22 protein-coding genes are annotated in these 24,046 nt (G+C 56.9%); 16 read left to right on the top strand and 6 right to left on the bottom strand.

Going from position 1 to position 24,046, the window contains the following annotated elements:
• Positions 1-84 precede the first annotated feature (84 nt).
• Positions 85-990 carry a flagellar protein MotY gene (locus tag ACYASS_RS06435; RefSeq protein ID WP_463585516.1) on the bottom strand — a complete coding sequence of 302 codons (906 nt, stop codon included), beginning with the start codon at positions 988-990 and terminating at the stop codon, positions 85-87.
• Positions 991-1,137: 147 nt separating this feature from the next.
• Here ACYASS_RS06435 and pyrC point away from each other — a divergent pair, with 147 nt between their 5' ends.
• The 4 genes from pyrC (at position 1,138) to bfr (ending at position 3,993) form a co-directional block, all read left to right on the top strand.
• Positions 1,138-2,184: a dihydroorotase gene (pyrC, locus tag ACYASS_RS06430; RefSeq protein ID WP_463585515.1), complete on the top strand. Its 1,047-nt coding sequence runs from the start codon at positions 1,138-1,140 to the stop codon at positions 2,182-2,184.
• Positions 2,181-2,852 carry a ribonuclease T gene (gene rnt, locus ACYASS_RS06425; RefSeq protein ID WP_243245494.1) on the top strand — a complete coding sequence of 224 codons (672 nt, stop codon included), beginning with the start codon at positions 2,181-2,183 and terminating at the stop codon, positions 2,850-2,852. Before pyrC ends, rnt begins: the two co-directional genes overlap by 4 nt.
• Positions 2,853-3,100: 248 nt before the next feature.
• On the top strand, positions 3,101-3,319 hold the full coding sequence (locus tag ACYASS_RS06420; RefSeq protein ID WP_463585514.1) for a bacterioferritin-associated ferredoxin: 219 nt from the start codon (positions 3,101-3,103) through the stop codon (positions 3,317-3,319).
• Positions 3,320-3,519: 200 nt separating this feature from the next.
• Positions 3,520-3,993, top strand: coding sequence for a bacterioferritin (gene bfr, locus ACYASS_RS06415; protein WP_122666039.1), 474 nt, complete (start codon positions 3,520-3,522; stop codon positions 3,991-3,993).
• Between the two features lie 340 nt (positions 3,994-4,333).
• On the opposite strand, the gene grxD is transcribed toward bfr, so the two are convergent.
• The 3 genes from grxD to ACYASS_RS06400 all read right to left on the bottom strand — a co-directional run bounded on the left by grxD (position 4,334) and on the right by ACYASS_RS06400 (position 7,308).
• Entirely contained in the window at positions 4,334-4,675 is a 342-nt protein-coding gene (gene grxD / locus ACYASS_RS06410; protein WP_087269113.1) for a Grx4 family monothiol glutaredoxin, read from the bottom strand.
• 99 nt (positions 4,676-4,774) lie between these two features.
• A complete protein-coding gene (locus tag ACYASS_RS06405) occupies positions 4,775-6,883 on the bottom strand; it encodes a molybdopterin oxidoreductase family protein (RefSeq protein ID WP_463585513.1) in 2,109 nt (702 codons plus the stop codon).
• Positions 6,884-7,017: 134 nt separating this feature from the next.
• Entirely contained in the window at positions 7,018-7,308 is a 291-nt protein-coding gene (locus ACYASS_RS06400) for a hypothetical protein (protein WP_027900758.1), read from the bottom strand.
• Positions 7,309-7,762: 454 nt separating this feature from the next.
• On the opposite strand from ACYASS_RS06400, the gene argF reads away from it, so the two are divergent.
• Positions 7,763-8,683, top strand: a complete 921-nt coding sequence (gene argF, locus ACYASS_RS06395; RefSeq protein ID WP_122666041.1) for an ornithine carbamoyltransferase — start codon at positions 7,763-7,765, stop codon at positions 8,681-8,683.
• Positions 8,680-9,753, top strand: a complete 1,074-nt coding sequence (locus ACYASS_RS06390) for an ABC transporter ATP-binding protein (RefSeq protein ID WP_463585512.1) — start codon at positions 8,680-8,682, stop codon at positions 9,751-9,753. The genes argF and ACYASS_RS06390 overlap by 4 nt, the downstream gene beginning before the upstream one ends.
• Positions 9,754-9,784: 31 nt before the next feature.
• On the opposite strand, the gene ACYASS_RS06385 is transcribed toward ACYASS_RS06390, so the two are convergent.
• Complete coding sequence (locus ACYASS_RS06385) at positions 9,785-10,573, bottom strand: PhzF family phenazine biosynthesis protein (RefSeq protein ID WP_463585511.1); 789 nt, start codon at positions 10,571-10,573, stop codon at positions 9,785-9,787.
• A gap of 304 nt (positions 10,574-10,877) precedes the next feature.
• On the bottom strand, positions 10,878-11,348 hold the full coding sequence (gene ybaK / locus ACYASS_RS06380; RefSeq protein ID WP_463585510.1) for a Cys-tRNA(Pro) deacylase: 471 nt from the start codon (positions 11,346-11,348) through the stop codon (positions 10,878-10,880).
• Positions 11,349-11,703: 355 nt separating this feature from the next.
• Here ybaK and ACYASS_RS06375 point away from each other — a divergent pair, with 355 nt between their 5' ends.
• The 10 genes from ACYASS_RS06375 (at position 11,704) to aauR (ending at position 23,976) form a co-directional block, all read left to right on the top strand.
• The gene (locus ACYASS_RS06375) at positions 11,704-12,558 is read left to right on the top strand and encodes an MIP/aquaporin family protein (protein ID WP_463585509.1); all 855 of its coding nucleotides are present in this window, start codon (positions 11,704-11,706) and stop codon (positions 12,556-12,558) included.
• 49 nt (positions 12,559-12,607) lie between these two features.
• Entirely contained in the window at positions 12,608-14,113 is a 1,506-nt protein-coding gene (glpK, locus tag ACYASS_RS06370) for a glycerol kinase GlpK (protein WP_243245501.1), read from the top strand.
• A gap of 115 nt (positions 14,114-14,228) precedes the next feature.
• Positions 14,229-14,984, top strand: coding sequence for a DeoR/GlpR family transcriptional regulator (locus tag ACYASS_RS06365; RefSeq protein WP_027900765.1), 756 nt, complete (start codon positions 14,229-14,231; stop codon positions 14,982-14,984).
• A 403-nt stretch (positions 14,985-15,387) separates the two neighbouring features.
• Positions 15,388-16,926 carry a glycerol-3-phosphate dehydrogenase gene (gene glpD / locus ACYASS_RS06360; RefSeq protein WP_463585508.1) on the top strand — a complete coding sequence of 513 codons (1,539 nt, stop codon included), beginning with the start codon at positions 15,388-15,390 and terminating at the stop codon, positions 16,924-16,926.
• Between the two features lie 460 nt (positions 16,927-17,386).
• Positions 17,387-18,301: a glutamate/aspartate ABC transporter substrate-binding protein gene (locus ACYASS_RS06355; RefSeq protein WP_463585507.1), complete on the top strand. Its 915-nt coding sequence runs from the start codon at positions 17,387-17,389 to the stop codon at positions 18,299-18,301.
• 99 nt (positions 18,302-18,400) lie between these two features.
• Positions 18,401-19,147, top strand: a complete 747-nt coding sequence (locus tag ACYASS_RS06350) for an amino acid ABC transporter permease (protein WP_243245504.1) — start codon at positions 18,401-18,403, stop codon at positions 19,145-19,147.
• Positions 19,147-19,818, top strand: a complete 672-nt coding sequence (locus tag ACYASS_RS06345; RefSeq protein WP_049826995.1) for an amino acid ABC transporter permease — start codon at positions 19,147-19,149, stop codon at positions 19,816-19,818. Before ACYASS_RS06350 ends, ACYASS_RS06345 begins: the two co-directional genes overlap by 1 nt.
• The gene (locus ACYASS_RS06340; RefSeq protein ID WP_463585506.1) at positions 19,815-20,549 is read left to right on the top strand and encodes an amino acid ABC transporter ATP-binding protein; all 735 of its coding nucleotides are present in this window, start codon (positions 19,815-19,817) and stop codon (positions 20,547-20,549) included. The genes ACYASS_RS06345 and ACYASS_RS06340 overlap by 4 nt, the downstream gene beginning before the upstream one ends.
• A 64-nt stretch (positions 20,550-20,613) precedes the next feature.
• Positions 20,614-22,500, top strand: a complete 1,887-nt coding sequence (aauS, locus tag ACYASS_RS06335; protein WP_463585505.1) for a two-component sensor histidine kinase AauS — start codon at positions 20,614-20,616, stop codon at positions 22,498-22,500.
• Positions 22,501-22,647: 147 nt separating this feature from the next.
• Positions 22,648-23,976 (top strand): two-component response regulator AauR, encoded by a 1,329-nt coding sequence (gene aauR, locus ACYASS_RS06330; RefSeq protein ID WP_463585504.1) that lies wholly within the window; start codon positions 22,648-22,650, stop codon positions 23,974-23,976.
• The last annotated feature ends 70 nt before the right edge of the window (positions 23,977-24,046 follow it).

The following is a 24,046-nucleotide window of genomic DNA, read 5'->3' as shown; positions in this document are numbered from 1 at the left end:
AATGACGTGATTTACAGTAGCGCGACAGCTTCTGACGATGAAGCGACAGATTATGTCGACCTGGCGACGAGTGGCGACCCGACGTCAGATCTTGGCAGGGGCGGAGTTTACGGCTACCGGAGCAGGTCTTTCATCGGGTGCGATACGCTCCAGATGGATGTTTACCCGGCGGTTGCGCGCACGATTGGCGTTGTTGGTATTGGGCACCAACGGGTAACGCTCGCCATGGAAGCGCAAGGTGATCTGCTCTTCGGGAATACCTTGAGCCTTCAGGAAATCCATGACGGCCAGGGCGCGACGTCGCGACAAGTCACGATTGGTCAGACGATTACCGCTGTTATCAGAGTGCCCGTCCAGTTCGATGTGATTGACCGTCGGATCGGCCTTGAGATAGGCCACGATCGTTTGCAAGCGAGCCTTGGCCTGCGCGTCCAGATCGATGCCACCGCCCGGGAAGCCCACTTCGCCTTGCTTGACCTGATCGTAATTCATTGGCAACAGCTTGGTGACGCACAATTGATAGTCGCTGAAGGCTTTGTTGAACTTGACCGGCAACAGACGCACTTCTGTAGTACCGCTCGCATCACGAGAATAATGACGGATAACCGGGCTGCGGCCTTCCATCAGACCACTGATCAGCCGACCGGCCTGTACCTGCGAGCTGCTGAACGGAAACTCACCGTTGTTGACCTTGACCGAACCCAGATTGATATCACCGCGCCCTGGCTGCCATGGCGCAGCGGCAGCCAGCAAAGTCGCCGAACCACCGCCCAACATGCCGCCAGCCGACTTGATCCGGAACGTCGCCTGCTCACCCGCACGGCGCACGAACTCACCCGCACCGAAATCGGTGATGGGCTGGCTGAGGCGACACTCGAACTGATCGCCTTCCACTTTCCATTCGATGCTCTCCAGACGTGTCTGGAAAGTCATGGCCATGGCGGGGAAGCTGGCGAACACGCTGAGCAGGGCTAGATATCGCTGGCGCACGGGAGGCTCCACTAAAAAATTACCGCATTACAAAAAAGACTTCCTACAACGGGCTATCGGTAACTTCCTACAAAACTTGATAGCGAGTGCCTGAGAGAGTCTTTTCCGGTAGCATTCCCAGCGAGTTTGACCCGCCTGGAATCCCCAATGTCCGACCTCCTGACCCTTTTGCGTCCCGACGACTGGCACATTCACCTCCGCGATGGAGCTGTTTTGCCCCACACCGTTGCTGACGTTGCGCGCACTTTTGGCCGCGCAATCATCATGCCTAACCTGGTACCGCCCGTTCGCAACGCTCAGGAAGCCGACGCTTATCGTCAGCGCATCCTGGCTGCACGTCCGGCAGGGAGCCACTTTGAGCCGCTGATGGTGCTCTACCTGACCGACCTGACACAGCCTGAGGATATCCGCACGGCAAAAGCCAGTGGTTTTGTCCACGCCGCCAAGTTGTACCCGGCCGGAGCGACCACCAACTCCGATTCTGGCGTAACCAGCATCGACAAGATCTTCCCGGTCCTGGAAGCCATGGCCGACGTTGGCATGCCGCTTCTGGTTCACGGCGAAGTGACCCGCAGTGAAATCGACGTGTTTGATCGCGAGAAGATGTTCATTGATGAGCACCTGACGCGTGTAGTGGAGCGTTTCCCGACGCTCAAAGTGGTGTTTGAACACATCACCACCGGCGAGGCCGTGCAGTTCGTCAATCAGGCATCGAGCAATGTCGGCGCGACGATCACTGCGCACCACTTGCTCTACAACCGCAACCACATGCTGGTGGGCGGGATTCGTCCGCACTTCTATTGCTTGCCGATCCTCAAGCGCAATACACACCAGACAGCACTGCTTGATGCTGCCACCAGCGGCAGCACCAAGTTTTTCCTCGGTACCGACTCGGCGCCGCATGCCCAGCACGCCAAGGAAAACGCCTGCGGATGTGCCGGCTGCTACACCGCCTATGCCGCCATCGAGTTGTACGCCGAAGCTTTCGAGCAACGTAACGCACTGGACAAACTGGAAGGCTTTGCCAGCGTCCACGGTCCAGCGTTCTACGGCCTGCCTGCACCTCAAGACACCATTACGCTGGTCCGTGAAGAATGGACCGCGCCCACCAGTCTGCCGTTTGGCGAGCTGTCCGTAATACCGCTACGCGCCGGTGAAAAACTGCGCTGGCGTCTGCTGGAGAAACACGCGTGAGTGAAGATCATTTCGACGACGAACAGGAAGGTCAAGGCGGCGGTTCGCGCCACCCGATGGCAGCCCGTTTTCGCGGCTACCTGCCTGTCGTCATCGATGTAGAAACCGGTGGCTTCAATAGTGCAACCGACGCCCTGCTGGAAATCGCCGCAGTGACGATTGGCATGGACGAAGACGGTTTTGTGTTCCCGGAACACACCCACTTCTTCCGTGTCGAGCCGTTCGAAGGTGCCAACATTGAAGCGGCTGCACTTGAGTTCACCGGGATCAAGCTTGATCACCCTTTGCGCATGGCTGTCAGTGAGGAAACTGCACTGAACGACATCTTCCGCGGTGTACGCAAAGCCCTGAAGGCCAATGGCTGCAAGCGTGCGGTGCTGGTTGGCCACAACGCAAGCTTTGACCTCGGATTTCTGAACGCCGCAGTTGCGCGACTGGACATGAAGCGCAACCCGTTCCACCCGTTCTCCAGCTTTGATACCGCCACGCTGGCCGGCCTTGCTTACGGCCAGACAGTGCTTGCCAAAGCCTGCCAGGCGGCCGGTATTGATTTCGACGGCCGTGAAGCGCACTCAGCGCGTTACGACACCGAGAAAACCGCTGAGCTGTTCTGCGGCATCGTCAACCGCTGGAAGCAGATGGGCGGCTGGGAAGACTTCGGCGATTGATTGGCGACACTGAAAATCCTGCGTTGATTTAACTGAGGCCATCGCGAGCAAGCTCACTCCTACAGAAGACCGCGGTCTTCTGTAGGAGTGAGCTTGCTCGCGATGGCCTCGTTACGTTCCAAGCATCGCTTAATGTATTTTTTGCCACTCGTCGGCACTGAGAGAAACCTTCTCAATGAGTTTTGACAAGCATTCTCATTAACATTAGTATCCCCGGCAACGAGAAATTACAGCGACGGTTCTCATATATGTATGTCTGCCTCTGCCAAGGTGTTACCGACGGTCAAATCCGAGATGCAATCTTCGAGGGTTGCTGCAGCTACAAAGACGTCCGTGAATCACTGGGTGTTGCCACCAAATGTGGAAAATGCGCCTGCCTCGCTAAAGAAGTTGTCCGCGATACGCTCACCGAGCTGCAGAGCAGCCAGGCAGCATTAGCCTATCCGGCAGAATTTTCAGCCGCCTGATTTAACCGAATTCAAAGAACCGGACCCGTGTCCGGTTTTTTTATGCCTGTAATTCAAATGCTTAGCACCAAGATGCGGAACACAAACATTCTTATTCCTATTTAATTTCACTTATTATTCAATAACTTAGGTTTGACAGACTAATAACCGGGGATCAAACTCGCCTTTTATATATACAAGCCATCGGCAGGACCTCAAAAATGAAAGGCGACATTACAGTCATCCAGCATCTCAACAGGATCCTCGGAAACGAGCTGGTCGCGATCAATCAATACTTCCTGCATGCCCGCATGTACGAGGATTGGGGCCTGAATAAACTGGGCAAACACGAATATCGCGAATCCATTGATGAGATGAAGCACGCTGACAAGCTCATCAAACGCATCCTGTTCCTCGAAGGTCTGCCTAACCTGCAAGATCTTGGCAAGATTTTGATCGGTGAGCACACCAAGGAAATGCTTGAGTGCGATCTGAAGATCGAGCAAAAAGGCCTGGCCGACCTCAAGGCTGCCATCGCTCACTGCGAAGTCATCGGTGACTTCGGTAGCCGCGAAATGCTGGAAGACATCCTTGAATCCGAGGAAGAGCACATCGACTGGCTGGAAACCCAACTGGGCCTGATCGAGAAAATCGGTATCGAAAACTACCTGCAATCGCAGATGGGCGAAGACTGATTCATCTGATCTGCCAGTAACGAAAAAGCCCCGCTCTCGAGAGAAAGCGGGGCTTTTCTTTATCGCTCCTACTGGCTACACGCAAACCGGCAGGAGCGAACTTGTTCGCGAAGCGTCAGGTCAGGCAATACGGCTGCCAACGGGCGAGCGGCCAAGGTGACGGTAACGAAAAAGCCCGCCTTCTCTCGTAGGCGGGCTTTTCTTTGTCGCTACGCTGATGCCGTATGCACACCAACCGGTAGGAGCGAACTTGTTCGCGAGGCGTCAGGTCAGGCAACACATCAGCAAACCGATCAATCGCCTCGCCAACAAGTTGGCTCCTACAGGTGAGCGACTCTTATCAGGCTTCAGTGTTACCCGCAGCAGCCTTGGCCGCTGCGCCTTTTACCAGCTCTTGCAGAGAGCCATCAGCCTGCATTTCGGTGATGATGTCGCTACCGCCGACCAGCTCACCGGCGACCCACAGTTGTGGGAACGTCGGCCAGTTGGCGTATTTCGGCAGGTTGGCGCGAATTTCCGGGTTCTGCAGAATGTCGACGTAAGCGAATTTTTCGCCACAGGCCATCAATGCCTGGGAAGCCTTCGCCGAAAAGCCGCACTGCGGGGCATTCGGAGCACCTTTCATGTAGAGCAGAATGGTGTTGTTGGCAATCTGGTCTTTGATCGTTTCGATGATATCCATGGAGCACCTCGGCTTAACTTTTCCGACTCAGTTGTCGACACGGTGGCGCATTGTAACGGAAACCCGAGCATGACGCTCTGCCTTCCCCATACACTCCAATCATGCCGCTGCGACCTGAACGCTGACGCCATTGAGCACCGCATTACCGGAAAGGCTATCAAGTTCTCGCTCGTCGGTCAGGTCATTGGCGCTCTCCCCCGGTTGATGAGCGGCAATGTCCATCTGCACGCCAGGTTTCGCATGCCCCCAGCCATGAGGCAGGCTGACCACCCCCGGCATCATGTCCAGACTTGCCAGCACCTGAACCTCAATCACGCCAACCCTGGAGCTGACTCGCACTTGCTGGCCATCATTCAAACCGCGGCTGGCCAGATCATCCGGGTGCATCAGGAGTTGGTGGCGCGGCTTGCCCTTAACCAGCCGGTGATAGTTGTGCATCCACGAATTATTGCTGCGCACATGGCGGCGGCCGATCAACAGCAGCTCACCCGCAGCGGGCGCATTAACAAGCGCGAATCGCGCCAGGTCGGCCATGACCACATCGGGCGCGGCCTGGATGCGCCCACTCGTCGTTTTCAGACGCGAAGCAAGATTAGGCTTCAACGCCCCCAGGTCCAGTCCGTGAGGGTGATCCAGTAATGTGTCCAGCGAAAGCTTGTAGTCTGAGGCTTCGCCATAACGGCCACTGCGCAAGCCCCGATCAATCATTTGCGCCGGAGCCATTGTCGGCTTCAACTCGCGTCCGGCTCTCTCGGCAAAGGCCTTTGCCAGGCCGACGAAAATCTCCCAGTCATGCAATGCCCCTTCTGGTTTCGCCAGAATGGCTCGATTGAACCGCGTGACATTACGGACGGCAAAGGTGTTGAACGTGGTGTCGTAGTGATCATTTTCCAGCGCAGAGGTAGAAGGCAGAATCAAATCGGCATGTCGTGTGGTTTCGTTGATGTAGAGGTCGATGCTGAGCATGAAATCCAGACCTTCCAGTGCCTGGTCCAGCTGACGCCCATTGGGAGTAGAGGACACCGGGTTACCCGCCACCGTCACCAACGCTTTGATCTGCCCTTCCCCTGCGCTGAGCATTTCTTCGGCTAACGCGGCGACCGGCAACTCGCCTGCGTACTCTGGCAAACCGGAGACCCGGCTTTGCCATTGATTGAAATGGCCGCCGGATGTTGACCCCACCAAATCAACGGCGGGCTCGGTGCACAGCACACCACCTACCCGGTCCAGATTACCGGTCACCAGATTGATCAACTGCACCAACCAATGACACAGCGTGCCGAACACCTGCGTAGAGATGCCCATGCGCCCATAGCACGCAGCCTTATCGGCGCCGGCGAAGTCTCGGGCCAATTGACGAATCTGCTCGGCAGGCACCCCGCAACGCGGGCTCATGGCTTCGGCAGTGAACGCCGCGATGGCCGAACGCACCTGGTCGAGACCGTCCACCGGTAAATGGCTTTCCCGGGTCAGCCCCTCCTCGAAGAGCGTATTCAGCAGCCCAAACAGTAATGCAGCGTCGCCTCCCGGACGAACGAAGATGTGCTGATCGGCAATCGCTGCCGTTTCGGTGCGCCGTGGATCGACCACCACTACTTTGCCACCCCTCGCCTGAATAGCCTTGAGCCGTTTTTCAACATCCGGGACCGTCATGATGCTGCCATTGGAGGCAAGAGGGTTGCCGCCCAGGATCAGCATGAAATCGGTGTGATCGATATCGACGATGGGCAGCAGCAGACCGTGGCCGTACATCAGGAAACTGGTCAAATGATGTGGCAGTTGATCCACTGACGTCGCCGAGTAGCGATTGCGGGTTTTCAGCAAGCCAAGAAAGTAGTTGCTGTGGGTCATCAAGCCGTAATTGTGAACGCTGGGGTTGCCCTGATACACCGCCACCGCGTTTTGCCCATGACGCTGCTGAATGTCCAGCAAACGCTCGGCGACCAGATCAAATGCGGCCTGCCATTCAATAGGCTGCCATTGGTTACCCACGCGCTGCATAGGCTGGCGCAAGCGGTCGGGGTCGTTCTGGATGTCCTGCAGCGCCACGGCCTTGGGGCAAATGTGTCCGCGACTGAAGGAATCCAGCGGATCACCCTTGATCGAAGTAATCGTCACCTCATCGTCTGCGCTGACGGTGGTCTCGATGCTCAGTCCGCAAATGGCTTCGCAAAGATGGCAGGCACGGTGATGGAGGGTCTTGGTCATGGCCAGCCTCATATTTTTGTCAGGGCGACCTGAAGCGATCGCTCAAACGAAACTATGGGGCGTGGCTGCCGACTGCGCCAGAGACGTTCGTCTCATGAATCGACAGGCATCAAGCGGGCCGATGGCGGAAGGGATTAGCCGCCGATAGGGGTGATTTTGCGCTGCAACTGGATTTCGTGGACCGTCTCGATCTGTTCCTGCGCCAGGTGCACACCGGTCAATTCGCCAATCAGACGCCAGTGCTCATCCAGACCGGAACTGATTGTAGCCATGCGATCAATCATGTGCCGCCCGGCAGCCCGGGTGACTTCGTCATTACTGCGCAACAGCTCGAAGGACATGGATGTCATTGAAGCAGTGAGGTGCGTCAAGGTGCGAGCCGTAAGCCCGAGCAGTTCCGTCAGCTGTTTTTCTTTCGATTCCATTCCCCAGACCCCTTGATACACGATGAGCAGTTATAACCTGCGCCGATTATTTATGGAACGGGCCACTAGCTCTCCGCGTGAAGCAGATCGCATAAGGGCAACGTTAATGACCACTCAACAGCTCAACTGTTGCAGGATCGGCAGTAATTGCAATGTCACACGAGGGCAGTGTACAAATAGCCCCCTCGGAAAATCCTCGAATGGCCAGTTGCCGCCACCTAGAGCATTGCTCAGCTTGAGATGTCAGGCAAGCTCCGAATGTAGAAAACAGCCTCTGTTGCGAATAAAAAACGTTCGGACATGAGCATCCTATTGGTAAGAGGCGACATTTTTTTATACCATCGCGCCTTCCCTATTCGTCGCCCCGTGCGGCTTCCGCCGCAGGTCTCGCCCGTTTTCCCGATAAAACCCGGCTTTGAGCATCTGCGGTCTGTTGCAAAAAAGGTAGTTAATAATGAACGCCAGGCACTTTCTCTCGATGATGGATTACAAGCCAGAAGAGCTCCTGCGCTTGATCCGTCGAGGCGTAGAGCTCAAAGACCTGCGAAACCGAAGCGTGCTGTTTGAACCGTTGAAAAGCCGGGTTCTGGGCATGATCTTCGAGAAATCTTCGACACGTACCCGTGTTTCGTTCGAAGCCGGCATGATCCAGCTGGGCGGTCAGGCGATCTTTTTGTCGCCTCGTGACACCCAATTAGGTCGTGGGGAGCCTATTGCCGACTGCGCAAAAGTTCTGTCGAGCATGCTTGATGCCGTGATGATCCGTACTTTCGCTCACAGCAACCTGACCGAGTTCGCTGCCAACTCCCGAGTGCCTGTGATCAACGGCCTGTCTGATGACCTGCACCCGTGCCAGTTGCTGGCCGACATGCAAACCTTCCTTGAGCACCGTGGCTCGATCAAAGGCAAAACCGTTGCCTGGATCGGCGATGGCAACAACATGTGCAACAGCTATATAGAAGCGGCGATTCAGTTCGACTTCAAATTGCGTGTGGCCTGCCCTGAAGGTTATGAGCCAAATCCTGAATTCCTGGCACTGGCCGGAGATCGCGTTACCGTACTGCGTGATCCCCGCGCGGCAGTGGCAGGCGCACATCTGGTGAGTACCGACGTCTGGACCTCCATGGGCCAGGAAGAAGAAACCGCCAAGCGCATCGCCTTGTTCACGCCTTTCCAGGTGACCCGCGCGTTGCTCGATCTGGCTGACAAGGACGTGCTGTTCATGCATTGTCTGCCAGCGCATCGCGGCGAAGAAATCAGCGTCGACCTGCTTGATGACCCGCGCTCGGTCGCGTGGGACCAGGCTGAAAACCGTTTGCATGCTCAGAAGGCGTTGCTGGAATTCCTCGTCGCGCCTTCCTGCCAACCGGCATGAGTTCGCCACTGCTGCTGAACCTGCGCAACCTGGCCTGCGGTTATCAGGATCAACGCGTGGTGCAGGATCTCAATCTGCACCTCAACGCGGGTGATATCGGTTGCTTGCTGGGTTCATCCGGCTGTGGCAAAACCACCACCTTGCGGGCCATTGCGGGATTCGAGCCGGTTCACGCCGGAGAAATCACGCTGGCAGGCGAAGTCATCTCAAAGCCTGGATTCACCCTGCCACCGGAAAAACGCCGGATCGGCATGGTGTTTCAGGACTACGCGCTTTTCCCGCACTTGAGCGTCGCTGAAAACATCGCTTTTGGCATTCGCAAGCACCCACGCCTCAAGCAAGTCACAGAGGAGCTGCTGGAGCTGGTCAACCTGGGTGCCTTGGGCAAACGCCTGCCCCATGAATTGTCCGGCGGCCAACAGCAACGAGTTGCGCTGGTACGAGCCCTGGCACCCGAGCCGCAACTGTTGCTGCTTGACGAACCGTTTTCAAACCTGGATGGCGAACTGCGTCGGCGCCTCAGCCATGAAGTGCGCGACATCCTCAAAGCACGTGGTACCAGCGCGATACTGGTCACTCACGATCAGGAGGAAGCCTTTGCCGTCAGTGACCATGTGGGCGTATTCAAAGAAGGCCGCCTCGAACAGTGGGACACCCCTTACAACCTCTATCACGAACCGCTGACACCTTACGTCGCGAGCTTTATAGGTCAGGGGTATTTCATTCGTGGCGTGATGAACGATCCACAATCGGTGCAGACCGAACTGGGGGTACTGCTGGGCAATCGCGCTTATCCCGGCATCAAGGGCAGCGCGGTGGACGTGCTGTTGCGCCCGGATGACATCGTCTTTGACCCAAACAGCGAACTCAAAGCCCGTGTCACCAGCAGAACCTTCCAAGGCGCAGCAACGCTGTATCGCCTTCAATTGCCTACCGGTAGCCAGTTGGAAGCGATCTTCCCCAGCCATGCGGATTATCAGCCAGGCGAACAAGTGAGCATCCGCGTGGCCGCCGAGCATCTGGTACTTTTCCCGACCTCCGGCAGCGTTGCGGTGCAGCAGGCGGTTTAGCCAAATGCATTCCAGCTATCGGCCGCGTGACTCAGCCAAGACTCACCATCAATTTCCCGCTCGCCACCAGCGTTGCGTGACCACCGATTTTCACCCGCTCCCCTTCCAGACGACAGAACAACGCCCCGCCGCGGTCCGAACACTGGTAAGCATCCAGCGCGTCCTTGCCCAGACGGCTGGCCCAGTACGGGATCAGCACACAATGCGTCGAACCGGTCACAGGGTCTTCAGGAATACCAATAGCCGGTGCGAAATAGCGCGAGACGAAATCATGCTGCTCGCCCCGGGCGGTGACTATCACGCCTGGCCAAGGCAAACGCGCCAGAGCCGACATGTCTGGCTTGCATTCACGTACCGCCTGCTCTGACTCAAGCACCACCATTAATTCCGCCGAACCCAACGCGTCAACAATACTGGTGCCCAAAGCACGCTCTAGCTCAACGGTCACGCCAACCTCGTGCGGGATCATCGCAGGGAAATCCAGCCACAATAATCCCTCCTCCCGAGTGACACTAAGAGCACCTGATTTACTGAGAAAATCGAGTTGCTGGGCTGGCTCGGCAAAAACAGTGAACAGCACATGGGCGGCGGCCAGGGTCGCATGCCCGCACAACGGGACTTCAGTCTTGGGCGTGAACCAGCGAATGTGCCAACCGTGCGTTTCACGTACCACGAAGGCCGTTTCCGCCAGATTGTGCTCAGCCGCTATACGCTGCATAAGCTCGTCGGCCAGCCACGTATCGAGGCGATAAACCATCGCCGGATTGCCGCTGAACGGACGATCACTGAAAGCGTCGACCTGATGAAATTCGAGATACATAAGTAACGCTCCAGTGCGATTGATACGTTGCACGATGCCTGCCTACAGCCGTGTACACCAGAGACAGATGGGTCGATTACCGAGCATACATCCACGGCGCGAGGCGATAGGCCAGGTCACTCCCTTCAAGCAAAATGCAATCTTCTGATATGACCCAAATCCTGTAGGAGTGACCGGGGTGGCGCTCCACCTTGCTCGCGATTTGATTTTCTGGTCGACGAATTTATCGCCTGAACTGACGCGATCGCGAGCAAGCTCACTCCTACAGATCCGCTGTTTGCAGCTACAAACCTGAGAGCCCCCTTCAGCCTCGCCCCACCGGCGCAAACAGCGCGCCGGTGTGTTCAGCAAGTACCGATGGCGCCAACTCCACCTCAAGACCGCGACGCCCGGCACTGACGTAAATCGTCGCGAACTGCTCGGCGCTTTGATCAATAAAAGTACGCAGTCTCTTCTTCTGGCCTAGCGGACTGATACCGCCCAACAGATAACCCGTCGACCGCTGAGCCGCAGCCGGGTCAGCCATTTCGGCTTTCTTCGCCTTTGCAGCCGTTGCCAGAGCCTTGAGGTCCAACGTGCCAACGACCGGCACCACCGCAACCAAAAGTTCGCCCTTTTCCGTGCTTGCCAACAACGTCTTGAACACTTGCGCGGGTTCCAGCCCCAGCTTTTCGGCGGCCTCCAGCCCATAGGAAGCGGCTTTAGGGTCATGTTCGTAACTGTGTATACGATGTTCAGCGCGATGTTTTTTCAACAGATCCAATGCAGGTGTCATGCAGCGCTCCAAAAGGCCAGGGCGACCGGTTCAAGCGAATTATTCTAGGCCATTGAGCGGCTGTATACCCCGTAAATAAAGGGCAGGTGAAGAAATTTCCGGACAGTACCAAACACCTTTTCTTAACCCCGATCAATGCGAGCAATAGCGCTGGCCCGCAAAATCCCTTCAGCGGTTAGATCCCCCCACAACATTCGTTCCTGTTTATTTTTTTTCGTTTGCGAAGATTCACTGGAACTTTAGTTCCATTTAAGGTCGAATTCAGAGGTCGAGGATGGGGTTTCCTCGAGCTCTTAAAAAGCCGCGCACTGGTGATTTCACACAGGGCCGCACAAGAACAAAAAATGAGGTTTTCATGACTAACGCACTGCAAGAACCAACGCTGAAAGGTCAATGTGTGGCCGAGTTTCTGGGCACTGCCTTGATGATTTTCTTCGGTACTGGGTGTGTCGCAGCGCTCAAGGTCGCGGGTGCCACATTCGGCTTATGGGAAATCAGCATCATTTGGGGCCTGGCAGTCGCCATGGCAATCTACTTGAGCGCAGGTGTATCAGGGGCCCATCTCAATCCGGCAGTCAGCATCGCGCTGAGTCTTTTCGCCGGTTTCGAAAAGCGTAAATTACCGTTCTACATTGCCGCGCAAATGGCTGGAGCCTTTTGCGGTGCTGGCCTTGTGTACCTGCTGTATATCAGCCTGTTCTTCGAATTCGAACAAACTCACCAGATGATTCGTGGTTCGGTTGCCAGCCTTGAACTGGCTTCTGCGTTCTCCACGTATCCCAACCCTGCCATTTCGGTCGGTCAGGCGGCACTCGTAGAGTGCGTGATCACTGCCATTCTGATGTGCGTCATCATGTCCCTCACGGATGACAACAATGGCCTGCCGCGCGGCGCCCTGGCACCGCTGCTGATCGGTTTGCTGGTTGCGCTCATCGGTGCCTCGACCGCCCCGCTGACCGGCTTCGCAATGAATCCCGCACGTGACTTCGGACCTAAACTGATGACATTCCTGGCGGGCTGGGATGAGATCGCGTTTACCGGTGGACGTGACATACCGTATTTTCTGATCCCGATTTTCGCGCCGATTCTCGGTGCGTGCCTCGGTGCCGCAGGCTATCGTGCGCTGATTGCGCGATATCTGCCGCGCGCCGTTCCTGTTGTAGAAAAGAAGGCTGACGCTGTTCCAGGCAAGGCCCAGATCTCATCTTGAACCTGCTCGCCTGTTTTTCACTTCACCCATTTAGCACAAGGCAATCGACATGACTGACTCCCAGAACAAGAATTACATCATTGCCCTCGATCAGGGTACGACCAGCTCTCGTGCAATCATCTTTGATCGCGACGCCAATGTGGTCAGCACCGCGCAAAGCGAATTCGTTCAGCATTACCCGCAAGCAGGCTGGGTTGAACACGATCCAATGGAGATCTTCGCCACTCAGACTGCATGCATGACCAAAGCATTGGCTCAGGCTGATCTGCATCACAATCAGATTGCCGCCATCGGCATCACCAACCAGCGTGAAACCACGGTAATCTGGGAAAAGGAAACCGGTCGGCCGATCTACAACGCCATCGTCTGGCAGTGCCGCCGCAGTACCGAAATCTGCCAGCAGCTCAAACGCGACGGCATGGAAGAGTACATCAAGGACACCACCGGCCTGGTCATCGACCCGTACTTCTCGGGCACCAAGGTCAAGTGGATCCTCGACCACGTTGAAGGCAGCCGCGAACGCGCCCGCAAAGGCGAGCTGATGTTCGGCACCATCGATAGCTGGCTGATCTGGAAATTCACCGGCGGTAAGGTTCACGTCACCGACTACACCAACGCATCGCGCACCATGCTGTTCAACATCCACACCCTGGAATGGGATCAGCGCATGCTCGACGTGCTGGATATTCCACGCGAGATGCTGCCGGAAGTGAAAAGCTCGTCCGAGGTCTACGGCCAGAGCAAAAGCGGCATTCCGATTGCGGGTATCGCAGGTGACCAACAGGCCGCGCTGTTCGGCCAGATGTGCGTTGAACCAGGCCAGGCCAAGAACACCTACGGCACCGGTTGCTTCCTGCTGATGAACACCGGCAAAAAAGCGGTTAAGTCGGCCCACGGCATGCTCACTACTATTGGCTGTGGCCCACGCGGCGAAGTGGCCTACGCCTTGGAAGGCGCTGTTTTCAATGGTGGCTCGACCGTGCAATGGTTGCGCGACGAACTGAAAATCATCACCGATGCCGTCGACACCGAATACTTCGCAGGCAAGGTGAAAGACAGCAACGGTGTCTACCTGGTCCCGGCGTTTACCGGTCTGGGTGCTCCGTACTGGGACCCGTATGCCCGAGGCGCGCTGTTCGGCCTGACCCGCGGTGTGAAAGTCGATCACATCATTCGTGCGGCGCTGGAATCCATCGCCTATCAAACCCGTGACGTGCTCGACGCCATGCAGCAGGATTCCGGCGAACGCCTGAAATCGCTGCGGGTTGACGGCGGCGCAGTGGCCAACAACTTCCTCATGCAATTCCAGGCCGACATCCTTGGTACCACGGTGGAGCGCCCGAAAATGCGTGAAACCACTGCACTGGGCGCCGCCTACCTGGCTGGCCTGGCGATTGGTTTCTGGAGCAGCCTGGACGAGCTGAAGAACAAAGCGGTCATCGAGCGCGAGTTCGAACCGCAATGTGCTGAAGAAGAGAAGGAAAAGCTCTATGCCGGCTGGCAGAAGGCAGTAGCCCGCACTCGTGACTGGGAACCCCACGAAAACAACGAGTAACCGTCACGCTTGCGACGGGGCGCAGGATCATCGGGATTGAGTTTCCGGCTGACAGGCAGTACACGCCTACGGCATCATGGACGCCATTTGGCAGCCTGAAGGACACTCAACAAAAATGAACCTGCCTCCCCGTCAACAGCAGATCCTCGAACTGGTCCGTGAACGCGGCTATGTCAGCATCGAGGAAATGGCCACGCTGTTCGTCGTAACCCCTCAGACTATCCGCCGCGATATCAATCAGCTTGCGGAATCGAACCTGTTGCGCCGTTACCACGGCGGCGCAGCCTATGACTCCAGCATCGAAAACACCGCCTACGCCATGCGTGCGGATCAGATGCGCGATGAGAAACAGCGCATTGGCGAAGCCATTGCTGCACAAATCCCCGATCACGCCTCGATATTCATCAACATCGGTACAACGACCGAGTCGATCGCCCGCGCCCTGCTCAACCACAACAACCTGAAGATCATCACCAACAACCTGCATGTCGCCTCGATGCTTAGCGCCAAAGAGGACTTCGACGTCCTGCTGGCGGGTGGCAACGTGCGTCGCGACGGCGGTGTGATGGGTCAGGCCAGTGTTGATTTCATCAACCAGTTCAAAGTCGACTTCGCGCTGGTGGGCATCAGCGGAATTGATGAGGACGGCAGCCTGCTGGATTTCGATTATCAGGAAGTGCGGGTCTCTCAGGCGATCATCGCCAACGCTCGCCAGGTAATCCTGGCCGCCGACTCCAGCAAGTTCGGCCGCAACGCCATGGTTCGCCTGGGGCCGATCACCCTGATCGACTGCCTGGTAACCGATCAGGCACCGGCTCCGGCGCTGGTACAGCTGCTGGCGCAGAACAAGATTCGGCTGGAAGTGGTTTAGAGCTCATCGCGCTCCGAAAGCCTCATCCGTAGCACCGGATTTAGCCGGGAGGGCGGTATTTCAGGCGATCAAATTCAGCGCCTGTACCGGCCTCTTCCCGACTAAAGCCGAACGCCACACGACCGGTCCCGGGACATCGTGCGGAACCTGTGGGGGCCGAGCTTGCTCGCGATAGAGACGTCGCAGATATCAGGTCAATCCGGTCCAGCCTTATCGCGAGCAAGCTCGGCTCCCACAGGAATAGCATCCTGCCTTCATGTTCACTTTTGTTCTTTTCCCCCTTCCCAATCAGTATTTTCAATGACAACTGACTGGAAGCCCCTGCGTTATTGAGCTATGATTTTCGGAAATGAACATTAATGTTCGAATTCGTTATCCGAACAATAAACTCAGGAGGCCACCGATGCCCCATTCCAACCTGTCTACACCGCCACTTTCCGAGGTCTACGACATCGCCGTTATCGGTGGTGGGATCAATGGTGTCGGGATCGCAGCGGATGCCTCCGGTCGCGGCCTGTCGGTTTTTCTGTGTGAAAAAGACGACCTTGCCAGCCACACCTCTTCTGCCAGCAGCAAATTGATCCACGGTGGCCTGCGCTATCTGGAGCACTACGAATTCCGTCTGGTACGTGAAGCGTTGGCCGAACGCGAAGTGTTGCTGGCCAAAGCGCCGCACATCGTCAAACCCATGCGTTTTGTCTTGCCGCACCGCCCGCATCTGCGCCCGGCGTGGATGATTCGTGCAGGTCTTTTTCTTTATGACCACCTGGGCAAGCGCGAAAAACTGCCAGGTTCGCGCAATCTGCGTTTCGGTAGCGAAAGCCCGCTGAAATCGAACATCACCCGTGGGTTCGAATACTCTGATTGCTGGGTCGATGACGCCCGCCTCGTCGTGCTCAATGCCATGGCCGCCCGCGAACACGGCGCCCACATTCATACCCAGACGCGCTGCCTGAATGCTCGTCGCAGCAACGGTTTGTGGCACCTGCACATGGAGCGCGCCGACGGCACGCTGTTCTCGATCCGCGCCAAGGCACTGGTCAACGCAGCCGGTCCATGGGTTGCCAAGTTCATTCGTGACGACCTGAAGCTGGATTCGCCATATGGCATCCGCCTGATTCAGGGCAGCCACTTGATCGTGCCGAAACTGTATGAGGGCGAAAACGCTTTCATCCTGCAGAACGAAGACCAGCGCATCGTATTCGCGATTCCCTACCTGGAACGCTTCACCATCATCGGCACCACTGACCGCGAGTATCAAGGCGATCCGAGCAAGGTCGAGATCACCGATGGCGAAATGGACTACATGCTAAAAGTGGCCAATGACCACTTCAAGAAGCAGTTGAGCCGTGACGACGTAATCAACACCTATTCCGGCGTGCGCCCGTTGTGCAACGACGAATCGGACAACCCGTCGGCCATTACCCGCGACTACACCCTGTCGCTGTCCGGTGGCGCTGATGAAGCACCGATTCTGTCGGTATTCGGCGGCAAGCTGACCACCTATCGCAAGCTGGCAGAGTCAGCAATGGCGCAACTCGCACCGTTCTTCAAACAGATGAAGCCGAGCTGGACCGCCACAGCTACCCTGCCAGGCGGCGAAGACATGAACACCCCGGCCGAGTTGGCCAGTGCGTTGAGCAGCCGTTTCGTCTGGCTGCCAAGCGACATCGCACAACGCTGGGCACGCACATACGGCAGCCGCAGCTGGCGCTTGCTGGAAGGCGTACAGAGCGTCGCAGACCTGGGTGATCACTTGGGTGCTGGCCTGTACACCCGTGAAGTCGATTACCTGTGCAGCACCGAATGGGCAACGGCCGCCGATGACATTCTGTGGCGCCGCAGCAAGCTGGGCCTGTTCATGACCGCAGAAGAACGCGAAGGCGTTCAGCAGTATCTGGACACCGTAGCGCGTAACAAAGGTGCTTTCGCAGCGGCTTGATAGTCTGGCCCTTGTAGGAGCTGCCGAAGGCTGCGATGCGATTTTCCTGATACACCGCTTCGCAGCCTTCGGCAGCTCCTACAACACCTGGTCCCTGCTCCATACGCGGTGTGTCTGAACCAGATGTTTTTATGGGTTGCCCGCTTCGCGAATGAATTGGCTCTCACGTTTTTTTGTATTTCTGAGGTCATTGCATCATTCGGATTTCCGAACACCCCTCCCCGATTAGTTCGGCATCCCGGACGCCGCTCACCCCGCCTTGATGCTCGCCAGCAATTTATACCCATAAAAATCAGCAAGTTAGCCACTTACCACCCGCTTGGCACGCCTCCTGCTCTACACATATCAGTCGATTGCTTCGACTGCAGCCTGTCTCCTGTCGGCCGCGGTTGAAACATGGGCCGAAGAGCGGGCCGACTCAGTGCAGGCCCCATAAAAAAAACAATCCGAGGTATACCCGATGCGCATCGTTCCCCATCTTCTGGGCGCAGCAATTGCTGCTGCTCTGATCAGCTCTCCAGTTTCTGCCGCCGAACTGACCGGCACACTGAAGAAAATCAAAGAGTCCGGCACCATCACCCTCGGTCACCGCGACGCTTCGATCCCGTTCTCTTATATCGCTGACGCCTCTGGCGTACCGGTTGGCTACTCACACGATATCCAGCTGAAAATCGTTGAAGCCATCAAGAAAGACCTGGACATGCCAGACCTGAAGGTCAAGTACAACCTGGTCACTTCGCAAACCCGTATTCCACTGGTGCAGAACGGCACCGTTGACGTTGAATGCGGCTCGACCACCAACAACGTAGAACGTCAGCAACAAGTAGACTTCTCGGTCGGCATCTTCGAAATCGGTACACGCCTGCTGTCCAAAGCGACCTCCGAATACAAAGATTTCGACAACCTGAAAGGCAAAAACGTGGTGACTACTGCGGGCACCACGTCCGAGCGCATCCTCAAGGCCATGAACGCTGACAAGCAAATGGGCATGAACGTGATCTCGGCCAAAGACCACGGTGAATCCTTCCAGATGCTGGAATCGGGTCGCGCAGTGGCTTTCATGATGGACGACGCACTGTTGGCCGGTGAAATGGCTAAAGCCAAGAAGCCAACTGACTGGGCCGTAACCGGCACACCGCAGTCCTACGAAATCTATGGCTGCATGGTGCGTAAAGGCGACGAGCCGTTCAAGAAAGCCGTCGATGACGCCATCGTTGCGACGTACAAATCGGGCGAGATCAACAAGATCTACGACAAGTGGTTCCAGGCTCCAATCCCGCCAAAAGGCTTGAACCTGAACTTCCCGATGAGCGACGAGCTGAAAAAACTGATCGCTGAACCGACTGACAAAGCGGCTGACGACAAAAAGGCTTGATAGCCAAACACCTTGCTCGTCAATAAGACAGCCTGAGACCGCCCCGCGCGGTTTCAGGATGCCGTGCATGCATCTGGATCGATCAGAGGGGAGACCCTGATGAATTACAACTGGGACTGGAGCGTTTTCTTCAAGTCCACTGGCGTTGGCAGCGAAACCTATCTGGACTGGTATATCTCAGGTCTGGGCTGGACTATCGCTATTGCTGTCGTTGCCTGGATCATCGCCTTGCTGCTGGGCTCCGTGCTTGGTGTCATGCGCACCGTGCCGAACCGTCTGGTTGCAGGCATCGCCACGGTTTACGTGGAAATCTTCCGTAATGTGCCGCTGCTGGTGCAGCTGTTCATCTGGTACTTCCTGGTACCGGACCTGCTGCCTGAAGGCTTGCAGGAGTGGTACAAGCAAGACCTGAATCCAACCACATCCGCGTTCCTCAGCGTGATCGTCTGCCTTGGTCTGTTCACCGCTGCCCGGGTTTGCGAGCAGGTGCGTACCGGTATTCAAGCATTGCCTCGCGGCCAGGAATCTGCGGCGCGCGCCATGGGTTTCAGTCTGTCGCAGATCTACTGGAACGTACTGCTGCCACAGGCATACCGGATCATCATTCCGCCGCTCACCTCCGAATTCCTCAACGTGTTCAAGAACTCGTCGGTGGCGTCGTTGATCGGCCTGATGGAGTTGCTCGCGCAGACCAAACAGACCGCCGAGTTTTCCGCCAACCTGTTTGAAGCTTTCACTTTGGCGACGCTGATTTACTTCACCCTGAACATGAGCCTGATGTTGCTGATGCGCTTGGTCGAGAAGAAAGTCGCTGTGCCCGGACTGATTTCCCTGGGGGGCAAATAATGGATATGGACTTCTCTGGAGTCGTTCAGGCCATTCCCGGCATGTGGAACGGCATGGTCATGACCCTGCAACTGATGGTCATGGGCATCATCGGCGGTCTGGTGCTGGGTACCATTCTGGCCCTTATGCGCTTGTCGTCGAGCAAGCTGCTGGCCAACGTGGCCGGCGCTTACGTCAACTACTTCCGCTCCATTCCGCTGCTGCTGGTCATCACCTGGTTCTATCTGGCGGTGCCGTTCGTGCTGCGCTGGATCACCGGCGAAGACACGCCCATCGGTGCGTTCACCTCCTGCGTCATTGCATTCATGATGTTCGAGGCGGCCTACTTCTGCGAAATCGTGCGCGCCGGTGTGCAGTCGATTTCCAAGGGCCAGATGGGCGCAGCCCAGGCACTGGGCATGACCTATGGGCAAATGATGCGCCTGATCATCCTGCCTCAGGCCTTTCGCAAGATGACCCCTCTGCTGCTGCAACAAAGCATCATTCTGTTTCAGGACACCTCGCTGGTTTACACCGTAGGCCTGGTGGACTTCCTCAACGCCTCGCGGGCCAGTGGCGACATCATTGGCCGCGCCAATGAGTTCCTGATCATCGCCGGTCTGGTGTATTTCACGATCAGCTTTGCCGCCTCGTTGCTGGTGAAGCGTCTGCAAAAAAGGTTCGCCGTATGATTTCCATAAAAAACGTTAACAAGTGGTATGGCGACTTCCAGGTGCTGACTGATTGCAGCACCGAGGTCAAAAAAGGCGAAGTGGTCGTGGTCTGCGGCCCGTCGGGCTCCGGCAAATCGACCCTGATCAAATGCGTGAACGCCCTGGAACCGTTCCAGAAAGGCGACATCACCGTAGACGGCACTTCGATCGCCAATCCGAAAACCAACCTGCCGCAATTGCGCTCCCGGGTTGGCATGGTGTTCCAGCATTTCGAGCTGTTCCCGCACCTGAGCATCGTTGAAAACCTGACCATCGCGCAGATCAAAGTACTGGGCCGTAGCAAGGAAGAAGCCACCAAAAAAGGCTTGGCCTTGCTGGATCGCGTTGGTCTCTCCGCTCACGCCAACAAGCATCCGGGCCAACTGTCCGGTGGTCAGCAACAGCGTGTGGCGATTGCCCGTGCGCTGGCCATGGACCCGATCGTCATGCTGTTCGACGAACCGACCTCGGCGCTTGATCCGGAGATGGTCAACGAAGTGCTCGACGTGATGGTGCAACTGGCTCACGAGGGCATGACCATGATGTGCGTGACCCACGAAATGGGCTTCGCCCGCAAAGTGGCCAATCGCGTGATCTTCATGGATCAGGGTCAGATCGTTGAAGACTGTGAAAAAGAAGAGTTCTTCGGTGACGTCAGTGCGCGCTCAGAACGTGCGCAGCAGTTCCTCGCCAAAATTCTTCAGCATTAAGTGAGACTCGACAGCGGCCCGGCTCTTTTAAGAGTCGGCCGCTGTTCGGCTCAGGACGACTGTGATGAAATGCGACCCCAACCTTTATCGCGCCGCGCCGCCATCACTTGCCGTGAAACCCCGTCTGATCCGCCACCTGTTTCTGCCGCCACTGATTATCGTGCTGATGTTCGGCCTGGGTTACGTCGCCTACCTGATCAGTGAGCATTACGGCATCCGGACCCTGAGCGAGAGCGGCGAACGCCAGCTTGAGCTGCACGCCCGCACCCTCGAAAGTGAAATCAACAAGTACACTTATTTGCCCAGCGTGCTGGAGCTGGAGTCCAGCGTCTCAGCCCTGCTCAACGACCCTACGCCCGAGCTGCGCAGCGAGGTCAACGATTACCTTGAAGGCCTGAATCGCCGCAGCCGTAGCCGCGCTATCTATGTGCTCGATACCTCTGGCCGGGTACTGGCTACCAGTAACTGGCGCGATGCCGACAGTTATCTGGGTGAAGACCTGTCATTCAGGGCTTATTTTCAGGATGCGGTGCGGGGTTTGCCGGGACGCTTCTACGGTATCGGCAGTACCACCGGTGAGCCCGGTTATTACCTGGCGCACGGCCTGGAAGAGAAAGGCAAGATCGTCGGCGTCGCGGTGATCAAAGTTCAGCTGGAAGCGTTGGAGCAACGTTGGCAACGTGCACGACTGGAAGCCTTCGTCAGCGATGAGAACGGCATCATCATTCTCTCCAGCGATCCGGCCCGCCGCCTGAAATCGGTACGCCCGCTCACGCCGGAAATCAAAGAACGTCTGGCCCGCAGCCTGCAATATTACTGGTGGCCGCTCAACGAGTTGGTGCCGCTGGAACGCGAGTTGCTCTCGGAGGGAGTGGAGAAGCTGACCTTCCCGGCTAACGTCAGCGTCGATCTTGAGCACAAACAGGTCAGCTATCTGGCGCAGACCCGCCAGCTCAGCGATACACCCTGGCACCTGACGCTGTTGACGCCACTCGAAGACCTGCGCCGTGAGGCAGGCAGCCAAGGCATGCTGGTAGCCGTAGCCTGCGCACTGGTGGCGTTTCTGCTGATCGCCTGGAATGAGCGCCGCAAAGTGCTTTCAACCCGCCTCGCGGCGCGGGAAGCCCTGCAAGCTGCCAATGACGAACTGGAGCGCAAGATCGCCGAGCGCACTGAACACTTGCGCGCCAGCAACGAACGTCTCAAAGGGCAGATTCGCGAACGTCGGCAGGCTGAAGACACCTTGCGCAAGGCTCAGGACGAACTGGTTCAAGCGGGCAAGCTGGCGGCTATCGGGCAGATGTCGACCAGCATTGCCCATGAACTGAACCAGCCACTGGCGGCCTTGCGAACATTGTCCGGCAACACCGTACGCTTTCTTGAGCGCGGTGCACTGGATACCGCCAGCACCAACTTGCGCACCATCAACGATCTGGTCGACCGCATGGGCCGCATCACCGCCAGCCTGCGCGCTTTCGCCCGTCGTGGCGATGACAAGGGCCAAGCAAGACTCAGCAAAGCCGTCGATGCTGCGCTGCAGTTACTGACCCCTCGCCTGGAGAACTTTTCCCTTGAACTGCATCAGCAGTATGCCGACGCTGAACTGATGATCGACCAGACTCGCCTTGAGCAGATTCTGGTGAATCTGATTGGCAACGCGCTAGACGCTATGCACGCGCAGCCCTTGCCGGAAATCTGGCTTGAAGGTTCGGTGATCGAAGGCCGTTATTGCTTGCGGGTTCGGGACAACGGGCACGGCATTGATGACGAGACACGCAAGCATCTGTTCGAACCGTTCTTCACCACCAAACCCGGCGAACAAGGTCTGGGGCTGGGTCTAACCCTCTCCGCCAGCCTCGCAGCCGCAACCGGTGGTAGCCTGAGCGCTGAACAGCCCGAGAGTGGCGGTACCGAGTTTGTGTTGTGGTTGCCGGTGGTGAAAGAAGTATGAGGAAACGACTTGTGGGAGCAGAGCTTGCTCGCGATAAGGCTGGATGCAATGGACGTGACATATGCAGTGTCCTTATCGCGAGCAAGCTCTGCTCCCACAGGGGCGTATTTCAATTCAAAAACTGATGGCGTGCGATGAGACCTTCAAATGACCACTGACCTGACCGTACTCATCGTCGAAGACGACCCTCACGTCTTGCTTGGCTGCCAGCAGGCGCTGACGCTGGAGGACATTCCCAGCGAAGGCGTGGGCAGTGCCGAAGAAGCATTGGCACGGATCGGCGATAACTTTGCCGGAATTGTGATCAGTGATATTCGTCTGCCGGGCATCGACGGCCTGGAGTTGCTCAGCCGCCTCAAGGCCCGTGACCGCAGCCTGCCGGTGGTGCTGATCACCGGTCACGGCGATATCTCCATGGCGGTCAACGCTATGCGCGACGGTGCTTACGATTTCATGGAGAAACCCTTCTCCCCTGAACGTCTGGTCGAAGTCACCCGTCGAGCCCTTGAGCAGCGAGGTCTGGCGCGAGAAGTCTGGTCATTGCGCAAGCAACTGGCCGAGCGCGATTCACTTGAAGGCAAGATCATTGGCCGCTCGCCCGCCATGCAAAACCTGCGCGCCCTGATCGCCAACGTCGCCGACACGTCGGCCAACGTATTGATCGAAGGTGAAACCGGCACCGGTAAAGAACTGGTCGCCCGTTGCCTGCACGACTTCAGTCGCCGTCATCAGCAACAGTTCGTCGCGCTCAACTGCGGCGGCCTGCCGGAAACCCTGTTCGAAACCGAAATCTTCGGCCACGAATCCAACGCTTTTACCGGCGCAGGCAAGCGGCGGATCGGCAAGATCGAACACGCGCACAATGGCACGCTGTTTCTCGATGAAGTGGAAAGCATGCCGATCAGCCTGCAGATCAAGCTGCTGCGGGTTTTACAGGAGCGCACGCTGGAGCGCCTGGGCTCCAATCAGAGTGTCGAAGTGGATTGCCGGGTGATTGCCGCAACCAAGTCAGACCTCGATGAGCAAAGCAAAGCCGGACAGTTTCGCAGCGACCTGTATTACCGACTGAACGTGGTCACGCTGGAACTGCCACCGTTGCGAGAGCGTCGTGAAGACATCCTGCAACTGTTCGAACACTTCCTTCAGCTGTCTGCGTTGCGTTTTGATCGCGAGCCACCGGTACTGGATCCGCAAACCTTATCCAGCCTGATGAGCCACGACTGGCCGGGCAACGTACGTGAACTGCGTAACGTCGCCGAGCGCTATGCCCTGGGTTTGCCCGCCTTCAAAAAAACCAACGCCATCACTGAAGAAAGCCAGAGCCTGGGCTTTGCTGAGGCCGTGGAAGCCTTCGAAAAAAACCTGCTGACCGAGGCTCTGCAACGCAGCGGTGGCAACCTCAGCCAGGCCAGTCAAGAGCTGGGCATGGCCAAGACCACGCTGTTTGATAAGGTCAAAAAGTATGGCCTTGGTTGAGTGTTTACGTTTGTTAGCCTACGCAACTGTAGGAGTGAGCTTGCTCGCGATTACGTAGGGCCAGCCAACA

It is taken from the genome of Pseudomonas sp. HP_14 (assembly GCF_055283875.1).
Note: the sequence above shows the minus strand (reverse complement) of the source record. Positions and strands in the feature narration are given on the sequence as shown.